General features: G+C 58.6%; 23 protein-coding genes. 8 read left to right on the top strand and 15 right to left on the bottom strand.

Features of this window, described 5'->3' with window-relative positions; translation table 11 throughout:
- Window positions 1–62 precede the first annotated feature (62 nt).
- Window positions 63–2,357 (top strand): TonB-dependent receptor plug domain-containing protein, encoded by a 2,295-nt coding sequence (locus EI291_RS16930; RefSeq protein WP_125422682.1) that lies wholly within the window; start codon window positions 63–65, stop codon window positions 2,355–2,357.
- A 49-nt stretch (window positions 2,358–2,406) separates the two neighbouring features.
- On the top strand, window positions 2,407–2,775 hold the full coding sequence (locus EI291_RS16925) for a heavy-metal-associated domain-containing protein (RefSeq protein WP_125422680.1): 369 nt from the start codon (window positions 2,407–2,409) through the stop codon (window positions 2,773–2,775).
- A 60-nt stretch (window positions 2,776–2,835) separates the two neighbouring features.
- Here the strand turns inward: EI291_RS16925 and EI291_RS16920 are convergent, their stop codons facing one another.
- Entirely contained in the window at window positions 2,836–3,420 is a 585-nt protein-coding gene (locus tag EI291_RS16920; RefSeq protein ID WP_125422677.1) for a hypothetical protein, read from the bottom strand.
- Between the two features lie 278 nt (window positions 3,421–3,698).
- Between EI291_RS16920 and EI291_RS16915 the strand changes: the two genes are divergently transcribed.
- Window positions 3,699–4,436, top strand: coding sequence for a LytR/AlgR family response regulator transcription factor (locus EI291_RS16915; protein WP_125422674.1), 738 nt, complete (start codon window positions 3,699–3,701; stop codon window positions 4,434–4,436).
- Here EI291_RS16915 and EI291_RS16910 read toward each other — a convergent pair.
- The 7 genes from EI291_RS16910 to EI291_RS16880 form a co-directional block, all read right to left on the bottom strand.
- Window positions 4,417–6,453: an ATP-binding protein gene (locus EI291_RS16910; protein WP_125422671.1), complete on the bottom strand. Its 2,037-nt coding sequence runs from the start codon at window positions 6,451–6,453 to the stop codon at window positions 4,417–4,419. The two genes, EI291_RS16915 and EI291_RS16910, sit on opposite strands and share 20 nt — an antisense overlap.
- A 122-nt stretch (window positions 6,454–6,575) precedes the next feature.
- Complete coding sequence (locus tag EI291_RS16905) at window positions 6,576–7,328, bottom strand: fatty acid desaturase (RefSeq protein ID WP_125422668.1); 753 nt, start codon at window positions 7,326–7,328, stop codon at window positions 6,576–6,578.
- An 18-nt stretch (window positions 7,329–7,346) separates the two neighbouring features.
- Complete coding sequence (locus tag EI291_RS16900) at window positions 7,347–8,195, bottom strand: 4-hydroxy-3-methylbut-2-enyl diphosphate reductase (protein WP_125422665.1); 849 nt, start codon at window positions 8,193–8,195, stop codon at window positions 7,347–7,349.
- Window positions 8,196–8,296: 101 nt separating this feature from the next.
- Window positions 8,297–9,493 (bottom strand): carboxypeptidase-like regulatory domain-containing protein, encoded by a 1,197-nt coding sequence (locus tag EI291_RS16895; RefSeq protein WP_125422662.1) that lies wholly within the window; start codon window positions 9,491–9,493, stop codon window positions 8,297–8,299.
- Between the two features lie 151 nt (window positions 9,494–9,644).
- Window positions 9,645–10,172 (bottom strand): hypothetical protein, encoded by a 528-nt coding sequence (locus EI291_RS16890; protein WP_125422659.1) that lies wholly within the window; start codon window positions 10,170–10,172, stop codon window positions 9,645–9,647.
- Window positions 10,173–10,272: 100 nt separating this feature from the next.
- Window positions 10,273–11,115 carry a phytoene/squalene synthase family protein gene (locus EI291_RS16885; RefSeq protein ID WP_125422656.1) on the bottom strand — a complete coding sequence of 281 codons (843 nt, stop codon included), beginning with the start codon at window positions 11,113–11,115 and terminating at the stop codon, window positions 10,273–10,275.
- Window positions 11,116–11,243: 128 nt separating this feature from the next.
- Window positions 11,244–12,740, bottom strand: coding sequence for a phytoene desaturase family protein (locus EI291_RS16880; protein ID WP_125422653.1), 1,497 nt, complete (start codon window positions 12,738–12,740; stop codon window positions 11,244–11,246).
- Window positions 12,741–13,235: 495 nt separating this feature from the next.
- Between EI291_RS16880 and EI291_RS16875 the strand changes: the two genes are divergently transcribed.
- Together EI291_RS16875 and EI291_RS16870 are read left to right on the top strand one after the other, a co-directional pair.
- Window positions 13,236–14,312, top strand: a complete 1,077-nt coding sequence (locus EI291_RS16875; RefSeq protein WP_125422650.1) for a hypothetical protein — start codon at window positions 13,236–13,238, stop codon at window positions 14,310–14,312.
- 44 nt (window positions 14,313–14,356) lie between these two features.
- Window positions 14,357–15,886: a phenylacetate--CoA ligase family protein gene (locus tag EI291_RS16870; RefSeq protein WP_125422648.1), complete on the top strand. Its 1,530-nt coding sequence runs from the start codon at window positions 14,357–14,359 to the stop codon at window positions 15,884–15,886.
- Between the two features lie 105 nt (window positions 15,887–15,991).
- On the opposite strand, the gene EI291_RS16865 is transcribed toward EI291_RS16870, so the two are convergent.
- From EI291_RS16865 to EI291_RS16835, 7 genes are all read right to left on the bottom strand, one after another.
- On the bottom strand, window positions 15,992–16,507 hold the full coding sequence (locus tag EI291_RS16865; RefSeq protein ID WP_125422645.1) for a sigma-70 family RNA polymerase sigma factor: 516 nt from the start codon (window positions 16,505–16,507) through the stop codon (window positions 15,992–15,994).
- Between the two features lie 252 nt (window positions 16,508–16,759).
- Entirely contained in the window at window positions 16,760–17,689 is a 930-nt protein-coding gene (locus EI291_RS16860; RefSeq protein ID WP_170172698.1) for a MerR family transcriptional regulator, read from the bottom strand.
- Window positions 17,690–17,693: 4 nt separating this feature from the next.
- Window positions 17,694–18,218: a sterol desaturase family protein gene (locus EI291_RS16855; RefSeq protein ID WP_125422640.1), complete on the bottom strand. Its 525-nt coding sequence runs from the start codon at window positions 18,216–18,218 to the stop codon at window positions 17,694–17,696.
- 144 nt (window positions 18,219–18,362) lie between these two features.
- A complete protein-coding gene (locus tag EI291_RS16850) occupies window positions 18,363–19,175 on the bottom strand; it encodes an enoyl-CoA hydratase/isomerase family protein (protein WP_125422637.1) in 813 nt (270 codons plus the stop codon).
- 186 nt (window positions 19,176–19,361) lie between these two features.
- Complete coding sequence (locus EI291_RS16845; RefSeq protein ID WP_170172697.1) at window positions 19,362–21,548, bottom strand: ComEC/Rec2 family competence protein; 2,187 nt, start codon at window positions 21,546–21,548, stop codon at window positions 19,362–19,364.
- A 214-nt stretch (window positions 21,549–21,762) separates the two neighbouring features.
- On the bottom strand, window positions 21,763–22,203 hold the full coding sequence (locus EI291_RS16840) for a GNAT family N-acetyltransferase (RefSeq protein ID WP_170172696.1): 441 nt from the start codon (window positions 22,201–22,203) through the stop codon (window positions 21,763–21,765).
- Window positions 22,204–22,357: 154 nt separating this feature from the next.
- A complete protein-coding gene (locus tag EI291_RS16835; RefSeq protein ID WP_125422631.1) occupies window positions 22,358–23,464 on the bottom strand; it encodes a PhoH family protein in 1,107 nt (368 codons plus the stop codon).
- Between the two features lie 183 nt (window positions 23,465–23,647).
- Here EI291_RS16835 and EI291_RS16830 point away from each other — a divergent pair, with 183 nt between their 5' ends.
- The 3 genes from EI291_RS16830 to EI291_RS16820 all read left to right on the top strand — a co-directional run bounded on the left by EI291_RS16830 (window position 23,648) and on the right by EI291_RS16820 (window position 25,429).
- Window positions 23,648–24,418, top strand: a complete 771-nt coding sequence (locus tag EI291_RS16830; RefSeq protein ID WP_125422628.1) for an SAM hydrolase/SAM-dependent halogenase family protein — start codon at window positions 23,648–23,650, stop codon at window positions 24,416–24,418.
- 113 nt (window positions 24,419–24,531) lie between these two features.
- Window positions 24,532–24,852, top strand: a complete 321-nt coding sequence (locus tag EI291_RS16825) for a putative quinol monooxygenase (protein WP_125422625.1) — start codon at window positions 24,532–24,534, stop codon at window positions 24,850–24,852.
- A 37-nt stretch (window positions 24,853–24,889) separates the two neighbouring features.
- Window positions 24,890–25,429 carry an iron-sulfur cluster co-chaperone HscB C-terminal domain-containing protein gene (locus EI291_RS16820; protein WP_125422623.1) on the top strand — a complete coding sequence of 180 codons (540 nt, stop codon included), beginning with the start codon at window positions 24,890–24,892 and terminating at the stop codon, window positions 25,427–25,429.
- The last annotated feature ends 23 nt before the right edge of the window (window positions 25,430–25,452 follow it).

Raw genomic sequence — 25,452 nt, 5'->3', positions numbered from 1 at the left:
CCGGAGCTAACGGCTGACGCATGTTGTCCGGCTATTCTCAGAAACGCTAACTTCCTGACCATATGAACTCTTTTTCTGGGTCCGGCCGGCTACTGGCTACCATGGGCCTGCTTGCCGGCAGCAGCCTTGCGGCTGCGCAAACACCTGATGCCTCAGTAGCGCCCGTACGCGGGCAGGTGCTGGATGGTACCACCAACTCACCAGTGCCCGGCGCGGTGGTGCGCTGGCTCAGCACGCCCACCAGCTCCACCACCACCGATACCCAGGGCACTTTCTCGCTGGTGCGCCCCGCTTCGCCCGATACCCGGTTAATTATTGACTTTCTGGGCTACCGCTCCGACACGGTGCAGGCCAGCGGCACCAGCTACCTGCGGGTGGGCCTGCGCCGCTCCAGCGAATTGGGCGAAGTGAAAGTAGAAGGCCGCGCCCTCTCCTACTCCGGCCTTACGCCCACCAATACGCAGGTAATTTCCAGCCGCGACCTGACCAAATCGGCCTGCTGCAACCTGGCCGAGAGCTTCGAAACCAACGCCTCGGTGGAGGTTTCGACGACCGATGCCGTGTCGGGGGCCAAGCAGATTCAGCTGCTGGGGCTGGATGGCGCCTATTCCTTGCTCACCATCGACAACCTGCCTGCGCTGCGGGGCCTTTCTACGCCGTACCGCCTGGGTTACCTAGCCGGCCCCTGGATTGAGAGCATCGATATTATTAAGGGTATGGGCTCGGTGGTGAACGGCTACGAAAGCGTTTCGGGCCAGGTGAACGTGCGCCTCAAGGAGCCGGATAAAGCCGACCGGCTGCTGTTCAACGCTTATGGCAACGACCTGGGCAAGTTTGATGTAAACCTGAATCTGGCCACTAAGATGGGCAAAAAGGTAAGCACGGCTCTGCTGCTGCACACCGACCACCTGGGCCGCCGCGTGGACCGCAACCACGACGACTTTCTGGATTTGCCGCTGGCCACGCAGTTCAACCTCTTCAATAAGTGGAAGTACATATCCGGGAAGGGCCTGGTGACGGAAGTTGGCCTGGGGGCGCTGCGTGAAACCCGGCAGGGCGGGCAGTTGCAGTACCGCGAGGAAAACCCCGGTGGCTATTACGGCACCACTCTGGAAACCAACCGCTTCACCGGCTATGCCAAAACCAGCTATACCTGGCCCGGCCGCCCCTACCAAAGCCTGGGCCTGCTGCTGAGCGGCACCAGCCACGACTTTAACTCCCGCTACGGCCTGCGCACTTATGATGGCACCCAGCGCACCGGCCTAGCAACGCTGCTGTTTCAGAGCATCATCGGTACTACGGCCCACACCTACCGCACGGGCCTGAGCTTTCTGCACGATGATTACCGCGAAGTGTACCGCACCGGTTTCACGTACGTGACGGAAACACCCGAGCAGCGCTACGCCCGGGAGCACCGCAACCGCCTGGAGCGGGTACCCGGTGCGTTTGCTGAGTACACGTACCAGAACGCCCGCAACCTGACCGTGGTAACGGGCCTGCGGCTGGATTATCACAACCTGTACGGCTGGTTTCTGACGCCCCGCCTCAACGTAAAGTACGACCCCGCCAAGAACACGGTACTGCGCCTGGCGGCCGGCCGGGGCCAGCGCACGGCCAACCCGCTGGCCGAAAACTCCGGTATGCTAGTCAGTTCCCGGGAGTTTGTCATCAGCCCGAACCTGCGGCCCGAAACGGCTTGGAACGTGGGCGGTTCATTTACGCAGTATTTCAACGCCTTCGGGCGCCCCGGTACCTTCATCACTGACTACTACCACACCGAGTTCCAGAATCAGGTAGTGTCGGATCCGTACACGGCTACTACGCAGTTGCTCATTGGCAATCTGGAGCCGGGTGGCCGCAGCTTCTCGCGCAGCTTCCAGACGGAGGTGCAGGTGGAGCCCGTGAAAGGACTGCAGGCCAAAGCCGCGTACAAGTACCTGGATGTACGCACCACCTACGACGGCCAGCTGCTGCCCAAAGTCCTGACGCCTAAGCACCGGGTGTTTCTGAACCTGGGCTACGCCACGGCCTTCGATAAGTGGCGGGCTGACTTTACGGTGCAGGGCTTTGGACGGCGGCCCCTGGCGCACGCCCCTGGCAGCAGCGGCCACCAGCACGGCACCGGCGAAGCTACGCTGCCGTATGCGCCGCGCTACGCCTTGCTGAACACGCAACTAACCCGGGCCTTCAAACGGTTTGAAGTGTATGCCGGCGTGGAAAACCTCACCAATTACCGCCAGCGCAACCCTATCCAGGGTGCCTACGCTCCTTTCGGCCCGGATTTTGACGCGGCCATGATCTGGGGTCCGGTGTATGGACGACTCACGTACGCTGGCCTGCGCCTTACGCTGCAATAAGCCATTGGCTGCCGCTTTTTTTACTTTCTGAATCACGTTCAAGCAACTCATGAAAATCTTCGCTTCCTTCCTGCTGGCCTGTACGCTGTTGTTCTCCTCGGCTGCAACTTTTGCCCAACAAACCGCTCCCAAAGCCAAAAGCGGCACCGAAACTCTGCAGTTGAAAACCTCGGCCGTATGCGACATGTGCAAAGCCCGCCTCGAAAAATCGTTGGCCTATGAGAAAGGAGTGCAGTCGGCTACGCTGGACGTACCCAGCAAAATGCTGACGGTCACCTACCGCCCCGATAAAACCACTCCGGCCGCCCTGCGCTCCGCCGTGCAGAAAACCGGCTACGACGCCGACGACCAAACGGCTGATGCCCGAGCTTATGACCGCCTACCCGACTGCTGCAAGAAAACCAACAGCACCCATTAATACAGCAAAACGCCTTCCATTACGAATGGAAGGCGCTTTGCTGTATCAGGCAAATATGCATCAGGCCAATACGGTCGGCAGCATCTGTACTTCAAACTGCAGGTTGGCAGTGAAGGCCAGCGGGCGATTAAGCCGACGCCGGTTGGTACCCGAAATCTCCAGGGTAAACCACTCAGCCCGCAGAAACTCCAGCAAATTCGGTTGCCCCAGCATCTCCATCTCAATGTGAGTGGGCTGCACGTTACGGGGTCCGAAGGCGGCAATAGGCATTTTACGGCTGTTGGCGGTAAGAAAGCAACTACCGCTTTCCAGGGCCCCCAGCGTGGGAGTACCCCGGCCAATGCCGTGTTCCGGATCGGGTGCCCAACTTAAGGTAGCTTCGCGTAAGGTCACGGCCGTAACTCCCGGGTGAGTCAGCGAGGCCAGGCAGGGCAATGAGCCTGGCAAGGTGGTTTCGCACAGGAAAATCAAATCCATGCCTGGGTCAATGCGCAGGTTAATAGCCCGGGTGCTCAGGCCAAAGGCAGAGCGCAGGGAGCGACGCAGCCCCTCATGGTGGGCAATTGTGAGGGCTACGCCTAGAACAACCGGTGGCGCACCCGATGAGGTGCTGGCCGGAGGGACAGTAAAAGTGGCAGGGTTCATAACCAATAGGTGCGTGCAGGTGAGCGGTCATTGAAATGAAAGCAGTGAAGACCGGTGGTTAAGCAGGTAAACAGCGCGAAGTACACAATTAACTGTACTACGATAGAATATAGTTAATCATCTAAATTTCACCTGGTTAAAGTATAGCAAGTCAGCTTAAAAGTCGACCAGTAAACGCTACAGATCGTCAAAAATTGTTTTCTTTCAATAATTTATAAGACAATTCGATTTTATCTGCTTATATTGACCCAACTCCCCCCCGAACCAGTGCTTCGCATATGAAGATTTCGTGCCTGCTCCTCGACGACGATCCGCTTGTGCTGGACCTGTTGCAAGCCTACGTGGCCATGACGGATATTCTGGACGTAAAAGCCGCGTTTACTGACCCGCTCGATGCGCACCGGTACCTGATGGAAAACCACGTGCAGGTACTATTTTCGGATGTTACGATGCCGCACCTTAGCGGTATTGACCTGGTACGCTCCCTGCAGCAGCCCCCTTTGGTGGTCCTCATGACGGCCTATCCGCAGTATGCCATGGAGGGCTTCAACCTGGATGTGATTGATTTCCTGCTGAAGCCTATTTCGCTGGACCGCTTTCTGAAAGCAGTCAATAAGGTAGCCGGTATTCTGCGCGTTAATACCTCCGCCGCAGATGCGCAGAATGATACCCTTACTGGCTGGGGCTCCTTCTTCATCCGCACGGATGCGCAGTTTGTACGCCTGCACTACCGGGAGGTCCTGTACATTGAAGCCCTGAAGGACTTCACCAAAATCAACACCTCCGACGGCCGCACGCACCTGACGCTGGTCAACCTGAAGAACCTGGAGGAGCAGCTGCCCCCCGGCCTGTTCGTGCGCACGCACCGCTCCTACCTCGTCAACGCGGCCCGCATCGACTCGGTAAGCAACCTGGAGGTGAAAGTAAGCGGCCACGCCCTGCCCCTGGGGCAAACCTACCGGGAGCGGGTTACCGAGCGAATTGTGAACCGCTCCCTCATTCGGCGGCAGCACTAGCGGCCGGCTGCAACCGGCCTGAAACGGGCACGGTGCTGTTTTCATTCAGCGCGGGCAGCGTGAACCGGAACTGGGAGCCAACTCCCGGCTGACTTTGAAAGGAAAACTCTCCGCCATTGCGGTGCACAAACTCGCGGCACAGCTGCAGGCCCAGGCCGGTGCCTTTTTCGCGGGCCGTGCCCAGCGTGGAAAAGTGGCCCTGGTATCCTGTTAAGCGAACCTGCTGATCAGCAGCAATACCCACACCTGTATCCTGCACGGTTATTTCCCACCACTGAGCCTGCCGCCGGGCGGTTACCGTAACCGTGCCGCCTGCTTCCGTAAACTTGAGGGCATTGCTCAGCAGGTTCCGCAGTACCAGCCGGATCATATTAATATCTGCGCGGGCTAGGCACACCTCGGGCAGCTCGTTGAGCAGCTGAATTTCCTTGCGGTCGGCGTCGCCCTGGAAAAGAGCTACGGCCTCCTCCACCAGCTCATCCAGCCGGATGCGCTCCGGCCGTGCGCTGCCCTCGCCCTTCAGCTGCGACACCGACCAGTTCAGCAGATTGTCGAGCAGATGCAGCGTACTATCCAGCATGCGCGTGAGCCGCTCGGAGTGTGTGGCCAACCGGTCGGCAGGCAGGCGCCCCAGCTTCAGCAGGGCTAACAGAGAATACAGGGAGCTAAGCGGCCCGCGCAAATCATGCGAGATGATGGAGAAGAGGGTATCCTTGGTTTGATTGAGACGGTCCAGCTCCTCTTTCTGCCGGTTGATGGCTGCGTTCTTCCGGTGCAGCAGCCGGTTGGTATGACGCTGCCGACGCTGAGCCCGGTATAACCCCGCAGCGGTAGCCAGCAGCAGCAGTACGCTTACCGCCAGCAAATTGCGCAGCAGCTTCTGCCGCCGCAAGTTGGCCTGCTGCAGCTGCCGCTCCTTTATCAACAGCTGAATTTCGTGTTCCTTCTTCTCGGTTTCATAACGGGTTTGCAACTCAGCCACCTGCGCCAGCCGCTGCTCAGATGCTACGCTGTCCTGCAGCGCGGTGTAGCGCGTCAGGGCATCCAACGCGGCCTGCGGCTGCTGGTGGCGTCGATATAGACTGGTGAGGGCGGCGTATAGCTCACCCAGCAACACATGCGAGCCGGTCTGGCGGGCGGACCCCAGTGCCTCCTGCAGGTAGCGGCTGGCAGCAGCCTCATTCCCGAGGGAATCGTAGGAAACGCCTAGATTATGCAGAACGATGGTGCGTTTGCGGGCCGGTGCAGTGGCCGGCAGCAGCTGCAAAGCCTGCGTAAAACAGGAATTAGCCGTTTCGGAATGATTGAGCACCTGATGCACCCGCCCAATACCGTTGAGTGCCTCGCTGGTCTGGGCACTATCCTGCTGGCGGCGGGCCCAATTGAGGCTCTGCTGCAGGTAATATAATGCCCGGCTGTAGTGCTGTTGCTCCCGATGGGCAGTTCCCAATAGGTTCAGTACATGCGCGGTGCGGGTTTCATCGTGGGCCAACTGCCAGGCGGCCAGAGCCTGCTCGTAGCTTTTCTGGGCCAGTGGCCAGTGGCTGGTGCGGCCGTATAACTCGCCTAACTGCTCCAGCACCTGCCCCTGGCCGGGGAGGTGGCGCAGCTTCCGGAAGGTGGTCAGGGCTTGTCCATACGTTTGTCGGGCCTTTCCTGTGTCGCCCTGGCTGAGTAAAGTCCGCCCGATCAGCCAGCCCGACCAGGCAGCGGCTTCGGTGCTGGGTCTGCTTAGCCGCCGGGCCTGCCGGTACTGCCGAAGCGCCCGTTCCGCCTGGCCCAGCGTATAGTAGGCCTGCCCCGCTACCCAATGCAACTGCCGGAGCTGTAGCGTATCGTGCTGCCGTTTGGCGGCGGGCAACCGCGCCCGCACTTTCGCCAGTATAGACCGGGCTTCCGGCACCGAAAGCTCATGCGTAAAGGGAGCAACGCCAGCCACGCCGGCCCGAGCCCCGAGTAGCAGGCTACCCAGCAGTATGCACCATCCCCCCAGCACCCGTGGCACTATGTGTTGCATACTGGAAATGAGCAGGTGACAGGATAACAGATGAGTATGTTACCACTTTATCCCAAATAAACAAAAGTCTATGCCAACTGAATAGCACTGAACTGCTGTTTCTTTCCCCCAGACGCTTAGCATTATTTCACCTCTTTGGTGCGCCATAGACGCCACCACGGCAGGTAAGGCTGGTCGTGGTGCTCATAGTGGTAGCCGAAGAAATAACAGCTGAAAAAGGCCCAGATGTGGTGCCGAAGCTGGCTGCGCGACTTGTGCGGGTTTTCAGGGGCGTGCTCCCCACGATGCGGCAGGTAAGTACCGAAGTAAAACAGCTGCAGCGTAGCCAGAACGGCCGGCAGCATCCAGAAAGCTACTACGTTAGCCATCGGGAAGAAATACTTGAGCACGTTGTACGTCACGGCCATCAGCAGTACCTGTGCCACGGTTACGTAGTTCCAGGCGAAGCGGACAAACCACCGCAGAAAGCTGGGATGCTGTCCGTCGTGAAAGTCGGGGTCGTGCTCAGTGGCTACGTGGCGGTGGTGGGCATGGTGCTTGGGCAGCATCCGGGGAAACCAGTTATAGGCAAACAACCCGGCCGCCAGCGTGCCAATGGCATCGTTCAACGGTTTACGGCGACTGACCACGCCGTGCATAGCATCATGAGCCGTAATAAACAGGCCGGTGTAGAGGTGGGTCTGCAGCAGGACTAGCAGATACGGCCAGGGCGTGCGCCAGTCGGGTTGATACCAAGCCAACAGGTACGTCAGCAGCGCCGCCCAGCTACCTATAATGAGCCCGGCAACGCCAATCCCCCGGTAGCCCAGCGGAGCCGGTGGCACCCGTATGGCCGGCTCGGCCACAGGGGTAGCATACGTGGGCAGGGCAGGCATGCGCGTCAGAAAATCAACTTAAAAAGCCAGCAACGTATCCCGCACCTGCTCCATCTGCCACATGGGTGTACTGGTGGCCCCGCAGATACCCACCGACTGGCCCGGCTGAAACCAGGTTGGGCATAGCTCTTCGGCCTTGGAGATGAAGTGCGTGGCCGGGTTGGTATCCTTGCACACCTGGTATAGTACCTTACCGTTGGAGCTTTTGGTGCCCGACACAAATACTACCTGGTCGAACTGGGCAGCAAACCGACGCAAGTCCTTATCCCGGTTACTTACCTGCCGACAGATGGTATCGTTGGTATTCACCTGGTAGCCGCGCGCTTCCAGCTTTTCCTTGATGCTATAGAAGGAGTCGGTGCTTTTGGTGGTCTGGCTATAGAGCGTAATGTTCTGCGGCAGCTCGTGACGCAGCAGCTCGTCCAGGTTTTCGAACACAACTGCCTGGCCACTTGTCTGCCCCAGCAGCCCGCGCACTTCGGCGTGGCCATGCTTACCGTAGATAAAGATTTTCTCTTTCCGGTCGAAGCTGCTTTTAATGCGGTTCTGCAGCTTGAGCACTACCGGACAGGAAGCATCAATGAGCGTGAGGTTGTTCTGCAGGGCCGTTTGGTAGGTGCTGGGCGGCTCCCCGTGCGCCCGAATCAGCACGGCTTCTCCGCGCAGCTGGTGCAGCTGCTCATAGTCGATGATGCGCAAGCCCCGGCGTTCCAGCCGTTCTACTTCTTCATCATTATGCACAATGTCGCCAAGGCAATACAGGTAACCCTGCTCGTCCAGCAGGTCTTCGGCCATCTGAATAGCATAGATTACGCCGAAGCAAAAGCCGGAATTAGTGTCGATACGGACGCTCAGGTGGTGCGGCATAGCTAACGGACTAACTGCGGAGGACCACAGAAGGTTGCGCTCATCGGGAGGAAGATAGAACACAAACCGCGAAACCCCACAGTAGTTTTCACCTTCCGCTGTTAAAATGCCCCAAAGGCCTTCCGCTGTTCTAGGTCCCGTATTACCCGCTCTTCAGCCGGCGAGGCCCGCAAAATTTCCCGATTATGCCAGAATCCAGCGTCGTAAGGCTTTTTCCGGGCCTGTTTCAGGTCGTTGTAGCTGGCACCGGTAGTCTTGTAGCCCTTGCCCGCAGGCCGGGCGGTGTAGCGGTAAAAAAACAGGTTACCATTGAGGGTGGTAGTATCGGGCCGGTTCTGGTAGCGCAGCACAATCTGCTGCTCAGCCCGAATGGCCTGCACCCGGCTCAGGGAGTCGCGGTGGGGGGCAAAATCGGTGGTCATGCGCATGGTCTGGGCGTCGAGAGTGGTGCCCTGGCGCAGCTGCAGCGTCATCAGATGGTCGATGGGTACCGTGGCCTCAATGCGACGCAGCGCGGCCGTTTGCCGGTCGATGTACAGGGTACCTTCGGGTACGAAGATATCCACGCCCGGCCGGCGGCTGAAGTCGATGACGGCCGTTTCCTGCCCCTGGCTTTCCAGGATTTCGCGCAGCTGAAACGTAAAAATCCGGTCACTACCCGGGCTCAGGGGCACGGCCAGGGTCCGGCGGCTGGGCCTGGGGTCGAACACCGGAATCAGGCGCAAGGCGGCTGAAAAATTGGTCATTTCCACTCCCGTATCTTCCTGGGCCGAGCCATATCGGGCCTGCTCCAGCTGCCACCCGCTGATGCCCTGCCCGGTGAAGCGCACATCGTAAAACGCATCCACAAATTCAGTGTAGCGGCCATTGTGGGCCTGTTTCTGCCGGTAGAAGGCTTTGCCGAACTCCTCTTCCTTCTGGTGCCGGACCAGCTTGGCGTAAGCCCGCTTCACCAGCGCGGCCGCCAGCTGATCAGGGTTGCGCACTTTCACCTCGGGCAGCGCCACGGCACTGGCCTTCAGCGTTACAGTTACCGGGGCAGCCGAGGTAACTTCCAGCACGGCGGTAGTGTAGCCCAAACTTACCACGGCCAGCTTCTGGGGCAGCTTGCTCACGCGCAAACTGAATTCCCCGGCCTCGTTGGTGGCGGTGCCCGGCTCAGCACCCGGCGGACCCACGTTGGCGAAGGGCACCGGCCGGTTCTGCTCATCCAATACCCGGCCTTTCAGCACGGTTTGCTGGGCATACGCAGCACTGGAAACAGCAATGGCAACGGGCAGGAGCAACAGTTTTTTCATAGACAACAGAGTAGGCAACAAGCCGGCCAGGACCCATGTACCCGGCCGAAACACTGCTAGAACGCAGAAAAGCCACTTAATTATATACGAAGGCCCTGCAATTCTCGGGTGGAATGCAGGGCCTTCGCGTGTGTACAGGGCAAGAGGCTGCCTAGAGCTGCGCCAGTTTCTGCGCCTCCGCTTCCGATACGTGGCCACGCTGTACCATGAAGTCGCGCACCAGCCCGAACGACTCGGCGTCGAGGCCAGATTGGGGGTGTTTCAGCAAGGTGCTCACCAGAAACTGCCGGTCATCCTCCACGTGCTGGCTCAGGCCCAGGAAGCTGGGCAGGTTGCTTTCCACGCTCAGGCGCAGGAACCGGATTTCGGCGTTGTCATCGTCCAGCTTCACGGCCTGGTCAAACAGCTTGCTGGCCTGCTGCACGTACGTGAGCTTGTTGAACATGGAGGCGTCGCGGGCCCGGATGGCTTCGGCGGCGGCTTTGTAGGCCAGCACCACGGCGTCCTGCTTATCGTAGGCGGCCATGAGCTTGTGGAATTTCTCGCCGGCTTCTTTGCTGGTGGCGGCCTGCTGATACTGGCGGCGCAGGTGGTGTACCGCGTAGGGGTTGGCTTCGGTTGACACGAGGGTGGAGAACGTCAGAAACAGAAATAGAAACAGGAATCGATTCAGCTTCACGCGCAACAGGGTTGGTAGAAGAACACAAAGTAACGCTGCTAATTGATAGCGCGCCTGATTTCCTGTTCTGTGGCAATTAGCCTGCCAACGCGCGTCGGCCTTACACCCGGGCCAGCCGGTACCGGAAATACGAACCCAACAGCAGCAGCAGCTTGGTGTTGTTGGGCACGCGCACCCGCTCACCCAGAATGGTAGCGGCCGGCAGCTGCCGGATTTTGTGGAAGAGCTTGAGGTAGTACACGTACGCCAGGTACACGCCCAGCCGGGCGGCCCGGGGCAGCTGCACAATACCGGCGTAGCCCGCCTCAAAATCGGCCCGGATGTCGGCCTCAATGGTGCGCTTTACTTCATCGGTGAACCGCTCATACTGCACGCCGGGGAAGTACACGCGACCCCGCTCCTCAAAATCGGAGCGCACGTCGCGCAGGAAATTCACCTTCTGGAACGCCGAGCCCAGCCGCCGGGCCGGCTCCCGCAAATGGTCGAACAAAGCGGTATTCCCCTCGCAGAAGATGCGCAGGCACATCAGCCCCACCACTTCCGCCGAACCGTAGATGTACTGCTCGTACAAGGATTGATTGTAGCTCCGGTCATCGAGGTCCATTTCCATGCTGAACAGAAAGGCGTCGATGAACTCCCGGTCGATGCCGTACTGGCGCACCACGTCCTGAAACGCGTGCAGCACCGGGTTCAGGCTCAGCCCGATTTCCAGGGCCTCGTAGGTCTGGCGTTTGAAATCCGCAAACAGGGCAGCTTTGTCGTGGTCGTGGAAGGTGTCCACAATTTCATCGGCCCAGCGCACAAAGCCATACACCGAATACACCGGCAGATGAAACCGCCGGTCCAGCGTACGGATTCCCAGCGTAAAGGAAGTACTGTACCGTTTGGTGATCAGCTTGGCGCAGGCCCGGCTGGTTTCGGTAAATAGGGCAACGTGGTCCACTTTGTGTCAATTAAAAATTGAGAATTAAAATTTAAAAATTGACCGGGCTGCTACTCGTGGTACTCTATCTGTCCCAGACAATTTCTACCTCTTGCTTCTCAACGTCCGTCATTTTTAATTTTTAATTCTCAATTTTTAATTGAAAACTCCTTTTCCACTTCCTTGGCCACCACCTGCCCCGAGATAAGCGAGGGGGGTACGCCGGGGCCCGGCACGGTAAGCTGGCCCGTAAAGTACAGATTTCGCACCTTTTTGCTTTTGAGGCCGGGTTTCAGGATGGCCGTCTGGCGCAGGGTGTTGGCCAGGCCGTAGGCGTTGCCCTTGTAGCTGTGGTAATCCTGCATGAAATCTTGGTGGGCGTAGCTGCGCTTGTACACCACCGCGTCGCGGATGCTGGTGCCGCAGTGCTTTTCCAGCCGGTCCATCAGCAGGTTGTAGTAATGCTCCCGGGTTTCCTCGGGGTCGGGCAGGTTGGGGGCCACCGGAATCAGCAGGAAGATGTTCTCGCAGCCTTCCGGGGCCACGCTGGGGTCCGTCTGGCTGGGGGCCGATACGTAGAACAGCGGGCGGCTGGGCCACTTCGGGTCCTCGTAGATTTCCTGGGCGTGCAGGCTGAAATCTTCGTCGAAGAACAGATTGTGGTGGCGCAGGTTGGGCAGGCGCTTGTTTACGCCCAGGTAAAACAGCAAGGACGACGGCGCCATCGTGCGCGAATCCCAGTACGCCTCATCGTAAGTGCGCCACTCGGGGGCCAGCAGGTGCTGCTCGGCGTGGTGGTAGTCAGCTCCGGCAATAACCACGTCGGCGGGGCGGAAGCCCTGGGCCGTTTGCACGCCGGTGGCGCGGCCGTTTTCCACCACAATCTGCCGCACTTCCTGGTTGTACTCCAGCCGCACGCCCCGCTCCTCGGCTAAGCGCACCATGCCCTCCACAATCTTGTGCATGCCGCCCATTGGGTACCAAGTGCCCAGGGCTAGGTCGGCGTAGTTCATGAGCGAGTACAGGGCCGGGGTGTTCTCGGAAGTGGCCCCCAGAAACAGAATCGGAAACTCCACCAGCTCCAGCAGACGCGGATCCTTGAAGAACTTGCGCACGTGCTTGTGCATGCTCTGCAGCAAATCCAGCCGCACGGCGTCTACTACCAGGCGCGGGTCCATGAACTCCAGCAAAGAGCGGCCGGGCATGTGCACGAACTTGCCGATACCCACTTCGTACTTGTAGGCTGCCTGCCGCAGAAACTCATCCAGCCGGGCGCCGCTACCGGGCTCGTACCGCTCAAACAGCTGCCGCAGCTCACTCATGGCCGCCGGAATATCCACGGCTTCGGGGCCTTTGAAAATTACCTGGTACGAGGGGTCCAGCCGTACCAGCTCATAGTAATCGGACACCTTTTTGCCGAAGCGGGCGAAATACTGCTCGAAGATATCCGGCATCCAGTACCAGCTCGGCCCCATATCGAAGGTGAAGCCCTGCTCCCGGAATACCCGCGCCCGGCCGCCGGGGCCTTCGTTTTTCTCCAGAATAGTAACGCGGTAGCCGCGCTGGGCCAGGGAGGTAGCCGCCGACAGGCCCGCAAAGCCGGCACCGATGACTAGAACGTGTTGGGAGGAAGCAGGAGAAGCCAAACGGTAGAGGTTGGGTGGAAAGGGTGCAAGCTACAATCCGGCGGGCATACCCAATTGTTTTGCGCACCGATGAGCTATTGGTAGTTCACTGCATTTTTGTTGTATGATTGCCGGCTGCCCAATTCTAGCGGTGTATTCGGTTCGTTAGTGGATTTTTAGATCAGCCACTCACCCAACCGCATCGGTTCGTGGTGCTGCGGTAAGGTGTGCGTCAGTTGTGGTCCAGGATGCTTGGGTATCAGCTCTGCAGCCCTTACGCTAACCTGTGCGGCAGCATACTTCAGATACTATTTACAAAGACGAATAATATCACCACAACTACTACAATAACAACCAATTACACAAACCTATTAAGTTTATCAAAAGTCTAATCACAACGAAAATCCGCTTGACGCTGGCAGGTATACGCTGACATCTTAGCCCAGCGGTTCGGCAATTGTGCTCAGGGGCCGCTTACATACTTCGGCCATGCAGCGGCGCACGTTTCTTCGGTATTTGGGAGTTGGAGCCGGGCTGGCGCTTATGCCGCGGGTTGGGCTTGGGCAGCAGCAGCCCACTGCCGAGAAGGTATGGCTGGAACTGCTGGAATACGCCCGCTGGTGCCCTTCACCCCACAATACCCAGCCCTGGAAGCTGCAGCCTCTCTCGGTTACTCAGGCTGCCTTTTACTACGACCCCACCCGCCTGCTGCCCCACACCGATACCAATTCTGCCTTCATGACGGTGGCGCTGGGCATGTTTCTGGAGTGTCTGCGGGTGGCGGCGGCACCGCGGGGGCTGGCGTTGCGGGTGGAGCATGAGCCGGAGCCTCAGCTGCAATTCACCGGAACTGTGCCCCGGCTATTCGCCACCTTGTACCTGGAGCCCGCATCGGCCGGCGCGGTGGCAACTCCCGGCCGCGAGCTGCTGCGGCAGCGGTGCACATCCCGGCTGCCCTACTCCGGCCGGCCGGTAGCGGCGGCGCACCTCCAGGCTCTCACTGAACAGGCCGCAGCGCAGGGCCACTCCTTCCAGCACTCTTCCGAGCCGGGCTTTGTGGAGTTCGTGCTGGACCTGAACCGCCAGACCCTGTTCTCGGACCTGGATGATGCGGGTACCCGCCAAGAAATAGCCCGCTGGATCCGGACGACCGATGCGGAGGCGCAGGAGCGGCAGGATGGCCTCTGGAACCGCTGCATGCATTTTCCGGGCCGACTGATGCGCAATTTCTTCACCCACCACGAGCGGTTTCGGGCGGCCTGGAAGCGCCGGATTCTGGGCCAGGTGTACGTGCATTCCATGCACGGCACCTCCACGGTGGCCTGGCTGCAGGGCCCTTTCGGCAACCGCGCTGAGTGGCTGGCCGCCGGTACGCTGCTCCAGCAGCTGTGGCTGCACATGACCCAACAGGGCCTGTATCTGCACCCGTTCGGCTCGGTGGTGACCAACCCCGAGGCCCACGCCCGGTTTCTGGCCCGGGCCCGCCCTGAGTCGGGGCAGCCGCTGTGGCTGCTGCTGCGGCTGGGCTACAGCGCTGAGCCGCCCCGCAGCCTGCGCCTCCCGGCTTCGGCCCTGCTGCTGCCCGTTGCGTAGGTCCCGGCCCGGATCAGTATTCATCCTTTACCTCCTATATCTGTATGAAAACGCTTGTATTGCTTCTGACGGTAAACATATTGCGGGGCTGGCGGCGGCTTCTGGAAATACACGATGGTTCCATGCGCCTGCTGTATCTGCCCGGTATGGAAAGCTGGCGCTGGAACATCGGCAAATGGAAAGCAGGCTTTGTATTCTGGCGGGCCGCGCACCGCACCCCGGCCTACCAGCAGTTTCTGGCCCACCACGGGGTGCAGGGCCTGCCCTGGCGCGGCCTCGTGCCCGATGTGGCCGCGCTGCCCATCATGGATAAGGAAAACTACGTGAAAGCCTACCCCCTGGCGGCCCGCTGCCTGGGTGGCGCGGTGCCGGTGGGCGGCGTCATCATCGATGAGTCGTCGGGGAGCAGTGGGGCGGCAACCAACTGGGCACGCAGCCGGGCCGAGCGGCGGGCCAACAAGCGGATGCTGGAATTCGGGCTGCATTCTTTGCTGGGGCCGGGTCCGCACTTCATTCTGAACGCTTTTGCCATGGGCCCCTGGGCCACGGGCGTCAACATCACCATGGCCCTCACCGATATTTCCACGCTGAAGTCTCTGGGTCCCGACGTTCCCAAAATCGTGAATACCCTGCGCGAGTTCGGGCCCGGCCACCAGTACGTTATCATGGGCTACCCGCCGTTTCTGAAGCTGCTGGTAGATTCAGCCGGCCTCGACTGGTTTCAGTATCAGGTCACCATGATTTACGGCGGCGAAGGCATGAGCGAGAAGATGCGCACGTACCTGCTGAACCGGGGCATCCGGCGGGTGTATGGCTCCCTGGGCGCTTCTGATCTGGAGCTGAACCTGGCAGCCGAAAACGACTTCACCATTGCCCTGCGCCGGGAACTGCTCGTGAACGAGGCGCTGGCCGCCCGGCTGGTAAAGTATCCGGGCGCGCTGCCCGTGCTGTTCCAGTTCAACCCAGCCGATTTTCACATGGAGTCAACCGCCACCGATGAGCTGGTAATTACCCTGTGCCGGCCTACTTACCTCTCGCCCAAAATCCGCTACAACCTGCACGACCGGGGCCACATCATTCGGTTTCCGGAGCTGAAGCGCCACCTGGCCGCCGTGGGCCTCACCCCCCACGACCTGTGCCCCACTCACACCGATTTACCCCTGCTGCTGCACTATGGCCGCGCCGATATGACGGTGGCATACTTCGGCTGTAAGCTCACGCCGGCCGATGTGCAGGAGGCCATTCTGGGGCTGCCGCTGCTGGCGGGCATCGTCAGTTCCTTCACCCTGCTCACCCCCGAAGATGATAACGCCACCAAGCAGCTGCGCGTGTGTCTGGAAATTCGGGAGGCCCTGCTGGCTACCGACCTACCGGAGCTGCAAACCGCCTTTTTTGCCGAGCTCCGGCGGCTTAACCAAGATTTCCGGGAATCGTGGCGAATGATTCCGCAGGGGCAGCAGCCACAGCTGCAGGTATTTGCGACGGGCACCGGCCCGTTTGCCGGGCAGGATATGCGGATCAAGCACCGCTACATTCAGCCACCCGCAACTCCTTACTACCCGAAATCAGCGTAGCCTCTAGCCCAAACAGACGGGCCGCAAACTACGCTACCTGGGATGGTAAACGTAATCTGCGGCCCGCGATACGCCCGGGGCGGGTCTGTACTCTCTCCCTATTCCCTACACGCCGGGGGCGTATGTCTTCAACGCCTGCTTGAGCTCTTTGCGGGCGATGTGAATACGGTTTTTAACGGTTCCAATCGGAATTTGCAGCTTCTCCGCAATTTCCAGGTACTTGTAACCGATGTAGTACATCATAAACGGAGTCCGGTAGTCGGCCGAAAGACCGGCAATAGCTTCGTTGATATCCGTTACTACGAAGTCAGACGTTGCACCGTTGTGCGTAATGTAATTTTCGTTGGTATTGAAGTACTGGAAGTACTCCGTGCTGTCAATATTGCTATTGCGCTTGGTGATTTTGTTGTAGTTGTTGATGAAGGTGTTGCGCATGATGGTGTACAACCACGCCTTCAAGTTGGTGCCCGCCTTGAACTTGTCTTTGTTCAGCATGGCTTTGAGCAAGGTTTCCTGTACCAGGTCCTTGGCATCGTCTGCGTCGCGCGTCAGGTTCATTGCCACGGGCTTCAGGGAGTAAGAAATCTTCTGTACTTGGTCGGTGAATTCCAGAGAGGTCATGCTGTTTAGCTTTTCGTGGCAAAAAGTTAAACAAATATACGCGCCGATCTGAAAGTTGTGCGTACCTACATCAATTTATTTTAGGTAATGCCCGTATTTCGTACAGCTGGGCCACTTTCTAACCTTTAACCGCCTCGTCAATAAGGATATACGACCAACTTCACCATTTGGACTTAGGTCGTTAAATACACTGCCCCGGCCTACTGCAATAAGCAGTACGGCCGGGGCAGGGCTTAGTTGGGCCGCAGCAGATTATCCTTCTGTTAACTCCAGCTGTGCTACGCACGTTTCGGCCACCACGAGGTTGCTGGCCAGTTGAATGAAATCCGTTATCAGAGCCAACCGGGTGGCATTCTGCGGAAGCTCAGTTACCAGTTGCGCCAGCGGACCATAGAGGTATAGCTGAATATCGGGGCAGAGCTGCCCCAGTCGCTGTACAAAATCCTGCACCTCATGGCGCTCCGGCACGGCCGTCAGTACGGTTACCACGGCGTAGGGCCGGTAAGAAGTACACACCTGCCCCAGTTCGGCCATGGGCAGGTTCTGCCCCAGGTATAACACGTGGTGTCCCCGGCTGCGCAACACGTAGTTCATGAATAGAAGCGCCAGCTCGTGCATTTCGCCTTCGGGCAGAAACAGTACCCAGCGCCGGGCCGTAGCAGGCTGCACGCAGGGCAGCGCATCGGCGGCAGCCATAAGCTTCTGCCGAATCAGGTGGGTAATCAGGTGCTCCTGAGCCGGGTTAACGGTGCCGGCCTGCCACATTACGCCAATGCGCTGCAGAAACGGGTACACTACCTGCAGAACGGCCTGCTCGAAGCCATACTGCTCCACAATCTGGTTGAGAATGCACACCTGACGGCTCTCATTCATTTCGAGCATGGCCGCCAGCAGACCGTTTACGTGGTGACAGTAGCGGTGCGCGTGGCTTTCGTCGTCGCAGGAAATAACGGCCTTGGCCAGCTCCTGCTCCGTGAGCTTCGCCACCTGCGAAATGCGGTAGCCCCGGTCGCAGAGCGTAGCCACGTTGAGCAGGCGACGCAGGTCGTCGTCGCAGTAAGTCCGGATGTTGGTGGCGGTACGTACAGGCCGCAGAATGCCGTAGCGCTGCTCCCAGATGCGGATGGTATGCGCCTTAATGCCCGAAAGCTGTTCCAGGTCGCTGATAGAGAAATGTCCCACGATGCTAGCCCTCCCTTTCTTGCTGATGATATTGTGATTGACTGCGCGACGCTCGAAGGATACGCGCAGGGGCCGGCCGCCGCAGGGCCAGCTGATAGTATTTGGGAGAAACCCACAGCAATCCAAACTCCTCGCTGCCGTCGCGGCCGGTGGTTTTATGATGCATCTTGTGGGCCATGTTCAGGGCTCGCAAGTAAGCGTTGCGCGACTTGCGCCAGAACCGCAGCCGGCCATGGATCAGCACATCATGCACGAAAAAATACAGCGTTCCGTAACTGGCAATGCCAATTCCCATCCAAAACCGGTAATCCTTCCCGGCTGATCCGTACATAATCAGCAGCATCGATAAAGTACCGTAAAACAGGAAAAAGAAGTCGTTACGCTCAAAGCGGTGCGGGTGCCGCACGTGGTGTGAGCGGTGCAGAAACCACAGCGGCCCATGCAGCACAAACCGGTGCATAAACCAGGCTACGAATTCCATTCCGAGAAAAGTAGCCGTGGTTACGGCTACGGCTGCCAGCGTCGTCATAGAAGGCAAACCAGCGCGAAAGTGAGAAGTTTAAAAAAGCGTGTTAGGGAGAAAGGTACAAAAAATTGACAGGCAACTAAAAACGCCGCCCCGGAGGCCACAGCTTCCGGGGCGGCGTTGCAGACTGCTTGCCTGACTAAGAGGTTAATTTTCCCAGGTTATCTTTTCCTTTTTGAGGAAGGCCGCAATACCCCGGCGGCAGTCGTCGGAGCCCCGGGCCTCAGCGTTCATGCGGGCGGCATAGCGCAGGCTGTCCTCCAGCTGCATTTCTGGAATGCGGGCCAGCATTTCCTTGGTTATTTCCATGCTTTGGCCGGAATTCTCCACGCACAGGCGTCGGGCAAATTTGTACACGTTGGCTGCCAGATCCTCACGGGGCACCAGGAAATTCACCAGTCCAAAATCCAGGGCTGCCTGCGCCGAAATAACGTCGCCGGTGAGCAGCAGCTGCTTGGTGCGGGCCTCGCCAATCTTGCGCAGCAGAAACACGCTCACAATAGCCGGAATAAAGCCGATTTTCACCTCGGTGTACCCAAACTTGGCCTCCGGAACGGCGAAGGCAAAGTCACAGATGGTAGCCAGCCCGCAGCCACCGGCCAGCGCGTGGCCCTGCACCTGCCCGATAACCACCTTTTTGAGGGTGTAGATCTGGTGAAACAACTGCATGAGGTGGGTGGAGTCGGCCAGGTTATCGGTGTAGCCGAACCCCTGCAGCTCCTGAATATAGGCCAGGTCGGCACCGGCGCAGAACACGTCCCCTTCGGCCCGCAGCACAATTACTTTGCAGGTGTCGTCATTTTCGGCATACTCAAATGCCTGCTTCAGCTCCGTTACCATTTCGGCGCTAAGGGCATTGCGCTTATCGGGGCGGCTGAGCGTTATATAACCAATGGAATCCTGCGCATCGTAGCGAATAAAACGGAGGTCTTCCAGTTCCTGAGTGGGCATATCTTCCATAACCAGGGAGTTGCAGTACGGTGAAACAACTCAGCAGGTGCGGTATTCCGGGCAGGAATGATGCAGAGGCTGAAACAGAACGGGGCGCGAAAATCAAACGTAACAAAATTGGTGCTACGCTGCTAGTATAGGATATACTCCTGTTGGGGGGTATACGGTTTCGGCCAACGCCCGGTCCGCGCCTTTCTACTGCCTTCCCTGAACGACAAAAGCCCCCGCCAGCGTCACATCGTGTGTGCGGAAACCGGCCGCCCGCAGTACGGAATCCTGCCGGAGCACGTACCAGCTTTTGCAGGATGAATCAAAGACCACCGGCGCAGCCGTACCAAACGTAGCCGCCAATTCCTGCGGTTTGACGCGGGCATTGCGGCGCAACACCACGGCCGTAAGCCCCTGCACCGGCTCCGTGGCCCCACTCAGCGGTCCGTTTACGAAAGCCAGCTTCCGTCCCCGCCATGCTGCCAGGGTAAGGCCCGGCTCGGCTACTACCGCCGGCACCGTGCATGCCTGCCATCCCGGATGGTACGCCACCCGGCGGGCATTCCGCTGAATGATACCGGGCACAATCCGGTACGTCCGCTCGGTTTCAGTAAGCGGCAGCGAGTCAAGCATAACGACATCGGCACTGGCCCCCTGCCAGAACCCCACTACGGAACGGCGCGGAATGCTGTATATCACCAGTTGCTCAGTGGGGGCCAGCTCGTAGGCGGCCCACACCCGACTGCCGGCAAACACTCCCAGCAGCGTACAACCCAGGGCCAGCCAGGGCAGTTTGCGCAGGGCGAAGAACAACAGCAGAGCCATAATAACGCCTCCAATTAGCCAGACCTGCGGTGTGGTAACGTGGATACCGGAAACCAACGCACCGGGCATCAGCCGCCCTACCCCGAAAATGTATTCGTTGAAGGCCCAGATCATCTTTTCAAACACGAAGGCCAGGGCTTGCGGACCATAATCCAGGAAAGCTGCCAGCGCCGGCGACATCAGCCCCACCACGGCCACCAGCCCTTTCAGTACCAGCAGTGCCAGCCCTACGTACACGGCCCCGCTGGAAATGGGCACCGCCACCAGATTGGAGAACAGGAAACTCAGCGGAAACTGATGGAAGTAGTACAGCCCCAGCGGAAACGTGGCTACCTGGGCAGCCAAAGAAAGCGCCGTCGCCTGCCACACGTACTTAAGCCCGATACCGAGCCATTTCCAGCTTTTCTGCACTGCGCTGGATTGCCAGGGCCGCTGCTTTTTCAGGAAATATCCTGCGGGATTAAGCCAGCCGGCAATGCGGGGCTGCAGGTACACAATGCTGAGCACAGCCAGAAAGGACAGTTGAAATCCCACGTCGCAGAGCAGATACGGGTCGTAGCAAAGCAGAAAGAACGCCGCTACCGCCAGCAGGTTGTACATGGAAGTCTGGCGGCTGGTAGCCCGGGCCACAATAATAAAGGAGAACATCACCGCCGCCCGCAGTACCGAGGCTGATAGTCCCGTCACAAATGCATAGCTCCAGATAACGGCCAGCCCCAGCAGGGCCGTGAACAGCCGGAATAACGGCCCTCGCCGGCCGGGCAGCAGGCCCAGCAGCCACGTTACGGCCCCAAACAATAACCCCACCTGCAGCCCCGATACTGCCATAATGTGCGTGGTGCCGGTGTTGGCGTAAGCCTGCTTGGTTTCCTGATCCACATCATCCTTAATGCCGAGTACCAGTGCCGAGGCCAGTGCATATTCCCGCTTGGCGTGCACATAGTGCCGGAACACACCATCCAGCACCCGGGCGGCCCGCATAGCAATGGCCCGCAATATGCTGGGTGGGTCGTTGGCTACTTTCAAAAACTGATCAGGGTGGATGAATTGCTGGTGATATACCTGATGATACTGCAGGTAGCGGCGGTAGTCAAATTCGCTGGGGTTGAGCGGGGCTTTGCTGGGAGCCGGGGCCCCGCGCACCACCCATACGTCGCCGTACTGCGGGACCGGTAGCCCTTCCTCGCGCGGGACAGACACCCGCACCCCGCCCTGAGCCGGCTGCCACCGCCCTGCCACCCGCACCGCCGATACGCGCACTGTGGTAGCATAGGTAGCGGGCCGCACTACTGTATACTCATCCACCACGGCCCGATAATACTCTACGCGGCCTGCAAACCGGTATAAATGGTTGCGGGCATGGCTTTCCGTGGCCTGCTGGGTAAGAGCTGCCCCGGCTACGTACAACATGAGCACGGCCAGCAGGCCGGCTACATCGGTAGCCCCAGGCGTAGGGCGGCGGGCGGCCCACACCTGCACCACCAGAAATAGTATAAACACGCCTACCACCGCACCACCCAGATTGGGCAACGCGGCACCGGCATACAGGTACGTTAAAATACCGGCCATCAGGGGTAATACCAGCCGGATGAATGGATTACGAGCCCAGCTAATCACCATAGGTACACGCAGATAGTCATTCGAAATAAGTGCACTAAACGGCTGCCAGAGCCGACAGGTAAAATGAAGAAAATCCGCTGAACCACAAAAAACCCGGCCCGTTCCCTTCCTTGGAATGAAAGAAACCGGACCGGGTCTTCTGTAATTTTCAATTTCCCGAAGGTTATTCAGGTCGCTGCCAGCGCATGCGGTAATGCTCAATGCCAGCCTCCCAGAAGGCTTCACCTACCTTCTCAAAGCCGTGCCGCTCGTAAAACCGCACGGCCAGCACCTGCGCATTTAAATACACTTCCGCTGTGGAGTGAGCCACTGCTACATCCCGAAGCACTGCCGCCAGCAGTGCCGCTCCCACCTGCTGGTTACGGTACTCTGCCAGCACGGCAAACCGCTCCAGCTTCACTCCATTCTCCGTCACGCGCCAGCGGGCTGCACCACAGGGCGTACCGTCTCCGGTGCGGGCAAGGTAATGGGTGGCATCAGTCTGGTCGTGGCTGTCGTGCTCCAGTTCAGCCGGCACATTCTGGCCCAGCACAAACACCGTATGGCGGATGGCCAGGGCCGCAAGTAAGTCCTGTTGGGTGGTAACGCGGTGTACATGAATCATGGGAGACAATGCAAAAGGGCTGGTCAAAGCCTGTCGGTAATTTAGAAAGAACTGAGGGCAGCAGGTTCAACCATACGCCGCTTGCTGCCTAAAAACATAAAACAGCGGCTGCCTGGGCGGCAGCCGCTGTTTCAAACATACTCCATACCGCCGTTTACTGCTCATGATTGACGGGCAGCGCCTGCGTGCCATCGTCCTCCCGGCGGGCGTCGGGGTGCTTGCCGGGGTCGTGATGCGCAATTTCATCCTGGCGGCGCTGGTAGCTGGGGCGGTACTCCCGCACCGGGCGGTTAGCCTGCTCCTTCTGCTGCTGTACATCGAACTTGTCGTACGCCTGCACAATCTGCTTCACCAAGCGGTGACGCACCACGTCGTCGGCCGTCATTTCCACGAAGCCGATGCCGTTCACGCCCTGCAAAATATCCAGCGCCTGAATCAGACCCGATTTTTGCTTGGTAGGCAGGTCAATCTGGCTTCGGTCGCCGTTCACCATCACCTTGGCGTTCGGGCCCATACGGGTCAGGAACATCTTCAGCTGCGAAGGGGTGGTGTTCTGGGCTTCATCCAGGAGCACAAACGCATTGTTGAGCGTGCGGCCCCGCATGTAGGCCAGCGGCGCAATTTCGATGGTTTTGTTTTCGAGGTAGAATTTGAACTTCTCGGGCGGCAGCATGTCTTCCAGCGCGTCGTAAATCGGGCGCAGGTAGGGGTCTACCTTCTCCTTCATGTCGCCGGGCAGAAAGCCGAGGCTTTCCCCCGCCTCTACCACGGGCCGCGAGATGATGATTTTCTTGACCTCTTTATTTTTGAGCGCCCGCACGGCCAGCGCCACCGAAATATAGGTTTTGCCGGTACCGGCCGGCCCCAGCGCAAACACCAAGTCGTTGCGAAGCACGGCATCCACTAGGCGCTGCTGGTTGGCCGTTTTGGCTTTGATAACACCGCCTTTAGCCCCGAACAGAATAACGTCGGGAGAGGCCGCCATACGAGCCTCATCCAGCTCCTCATCGGCCGACGACAGGAACTGGCTCACGGTTTTATCGGTAATCTGGCCGTACTGATGGTAATGTTCCAGCAGCGCCGACAGAATATCGTTGATACGGCTGATGACGGCCGTCTGGCCCTGAATTTTGATTTCGTTTCCGCGGGATATGATTTTACTGCCCGGAAAAGCAGCCGCCAGCTGACGGATGTTTTGGTTATCGGGTCCCAGGAATTCAACCAGAGACACATTCTCCAGGGTGATGATTTTTTCGACCAAACTGAGGGAATTTAAGAGCGAAAGGAAAGTAACAACGCGCCGGACGGATACAGCACGCATCGTTCAAAGCAATAACAGCAAAAATGAGTAGTTCGTTTCTGCTGCCGTTTCGCGGCAAAAGGGCTACTTTTGCCGCCCCCGAGGGGTCTTGGCAATAGTACGAATAACTCCCAATTTCCGGTCATGGGCTTGATTACGTTTCTGTCCGATTTCGGCTACCGCGACCATTACGTGGCAGCCGTGAAGGCGCGGATTCTGCAGCTGGCCCCGCAGGTGCCGGTGCTGGATATCACCCACGGCATTGAGCCATTCAACATTGCGCACGCCGTACACGTGCTGGGGGCGGTGTATGCGGATTTTGCGCCCGGCACCGTACACCTGGTAGGCGTGAATGATCTGGGCTCGCCCAAAGCTGCCTGGCACGCAGCCCGTTTTCAGGAGCATTTCTTTGTATCCGCCGACAATGGCCTGTTGCCTTTGCTGTGCGATGGGACGCCGGATGAACTCGTGATACTTGGCACCAACCACCACGCCACCGCCTCCCCTACCCGCGACTTGCTGGTACCGGCAGCCGTGCATCTGGCGCAGGGCGGTGCACTTGCCGAGCTGGGTCCGGCCACTACTGAGGTCTACCAACTCCTGAATCGACAGATGCGCCTGCAGGATAACCGCATTACCGGCCACGTGGTGCATGTGGATCATTACGGTAACCTCATTACCGATATTTCGCGCACAGCCATTGAAGTGGTAGGGCGTGACCGACCTTGCACCATTCATTTTGCCCGCGAAACGGTGCGGGAAATTGTGCCGCATTTTCAGGCTGCCGCGCCCGGCGAGGCCGTGTGCATCTTCAATAGCCAGGACCGGCTGTGCATCGGTATCAACCAAGGCAATGCTTCGGAACTGCTGGGCCTCCACTTCGACTCGCAGATTGACGTGCGTTTTGTTGGTTGATGTATCGACTATTCATATAAATAAATACTTGACAATTAGTTATTTACACATTGTATATTTATTATGTTAAGCTATTAACGACATTCTGGCAGTTCTTCAAATCGTATTCAACAATGCTGATCCGTATCGTGCGCATGACGTTCCGGCCGGAACAAATATCTGAGTTTCTGGAGTTGTTTCACGCTTCTGAAGACCATATCCGCCACATGCCCGGCTGCCGGTTTCTGGAGCTTTGGCAGGATACTAATCACGCTAATGTGTATTGCACGCACAGTCACTGGGAGTCGGAAGAGGCCCTGAATGCCTACCGGCGCTCTGCCTTATTTGGGCAGGTATGGCCGGCCACCAAGGCGCTGTTTGCCGCTCCACCACTCGCATTTTCCGTACAGCCAGCATCTGTTTCGGTAACTAATTCAGCAGGCGTCGGTTCCTGAGTTCAACTCTGCCGTCCGACGCACGTTTTCCTTGTACATGACCTCTCCCAACTATTTTGAATTTTACGGCCTGCCTGAATCTTTCCGACCGGACGTAGCGGCCCTGAAACGCCAGTACTATGCTTTCAGCCGCGAGTATCACCCTGATTTTCACGCCACCTCCTCCCCTGAGCGGCAGCAGGAAATTCTACAGCTGGCGACGCTAAATACGGATGCCTACCGCACCCTCGCCGATACGGAACTGCGCATGGCCTATATTTTAGGGCAGCATGGCCTGCTGGAAGAAGGAAAACAGGAGCTTCCTGCAGATTTTTTGATGGAAGTAATGGACTTGAATGAGCAACTAATGGAGTTGGAATTTGAACCCGATTCAGCTGCAGCTGCGCAAGTCGAAGCCGACGTCAACTCCTTGTCTGACACGCTGGAAGCCGGCATTGAGCCGGTGCTGGCAACTTATGAAAGCTTACCTGCTGACGCCCGCCCGCTGGCCCTGAAACAGGTACAGACATATTATCTGAAGAAGCGCTACCTCTTGCGCATCCGCGAAAGTCTGGCTAAGTTTGCCACCCGTTCCTGAATTACCGACAGGTACGGCTCAGA

Origin of the sequence: Hymenobacter rigui, from assembly GCF_003944715.1 — a bacterium.
Lineage (GTDB): Bacteria > Bacteroidota > Bacteroidia > Cytophagales > Hymenobacteraceae > Hymenobacter > Hymenobacter rigui.
The sequence above is the reverse complement of the archived record's forward strand: the minus strand, read 5'-3'. Positions and strand labels throughout refer to the sequence as shown.

What these genes read in the sequence shown, in the direction of transcription:
- EI291_RS16850 (WP_125422637.1), bottom strand. Translation starts at nt 19,175, where the DNA reads ATGGAAGATATGCCCACTCAGGAACTGGAAGACCTCCGTTTTATTCGC.
- EI291_RS16920 (WP_125422677.1), bottom strand. Translation starts at nt 3,420, where the DNA reads ATGAACCCTGCCACTTTTACTGTCCCTCCGGCCAGCACCTCATCGGGT.
- EI291_RS16820 (WP_125422623.1), top strand. Translation starts at nt 24,890, where the DNA reads ATGACCTCTCCCAACTATTTTGAATTTTACGGCCTGCCTGAATCTTTC.
- EI291_RS16845 (WP_170172697.1), bottom strand. Translation starts at nt 21,548, where the DNA reads ATGGCCGGTATTTTAACGTACCTGTATGCCGGTGCCGCGTTGCCCAAT.
- EI291_RS16870 (WP_125422648.1), top strand. Translation starts at nt 14,357, where the DNA reads ATGAAAACGCTTGTATTGCTTCTGACGGTAAACATATTGCGGGGCTGG.
- EI291_RS16900 (WP_125422665.1), bottom strand. Translation starts at nt 8,195, where the DNA reads ATGCCGCACCACCTGAGCGTCCGTATCGACACTAATTCCGGCTTTTGC.
- EI291_RS16915 (WP_125422674.1), top strand. Translation starts at nt 3,699, where the DNA reads ATGAAGATTTCGTGCCTGCTCCTCGACGACGATCCGCTTGTGCTGGAC.
- EI291_RS16895 (WP_125422662.1), bottom strand. Translation starts at nt 9,493, where the DNA reads ATGAAAAAACTGTTGCTCCTGCCCGTTGCCATTGCTGTTTCCAGTGCT.
- EI291_RS16910 (WP_125422671.1), bottom strand. Translation starts at nt 6,453, where the DNA reads ATGCAACACATAGTGCCACGGGTGCTGGGGGGATGGTGCATACTGCTG.
- EI291_RS16925 (WP_125422680.1), top strand. Translation starts at nt 2,407, where the DNA reads ATGAAAATCTTCGCTTCCTTCCTGCTGGCCTGTACGCTGTTGTTCTCC.
- EI291_RS16855 (WP_125422640.1), bottom strand. Translation starts at nt 18,218, where the DNA reads ATGACGACGCTGGCAGCCGTAGCCGTAACCACGGCTACTTTTCTCGGA.
- EI291_RS16930 (WP_125422682.1), top strand. Translation starts at nt 63, where the DNA reads ATGAACTCTTTTTCTGGGTCCGGCCGGCTACTGGCTACCATGGGCCTG.
- EI291_RS16825 (WP_125422625.1), top strand. Translation starts at nt 24,532, where the DNA reads ATGCTGATCCGTATCGTGCGCATGACGTTCCGGCCGGAACAAATATCT.
- EI291_RS16840 (WP_170172696.1), bottom strand. Translation starts at nt 22,203, where the DNA reads ATGATTCATGTACACCGCGTTACCACCCAACAGGACTTACTTGCGGCC.
- EI291_RS16830 (WP_125422628.1), top strand. Translation starts at nt 23,648, where the DNA reads ATGGGCTTGATTACGTTTCTGTCCGATTTCGGCTACCGCGACCATTAC.
- EI291_RS16905 (WP_125422668.1), bottom strand. Translation starts at nt 7,328, where the DNA reads ATGCCTGCCCTGCCCACGTATGCTACCCCTGTGGCCGAGCCGGCCATA.
- EI291_RS16865 (WP_125422645.1), bottom strand. Translation starts at nt 16,507, where the DNA reads ATGACCTCTCTGGAATTCACCGACCAAGTACAGAAGATTTCTTACTCC.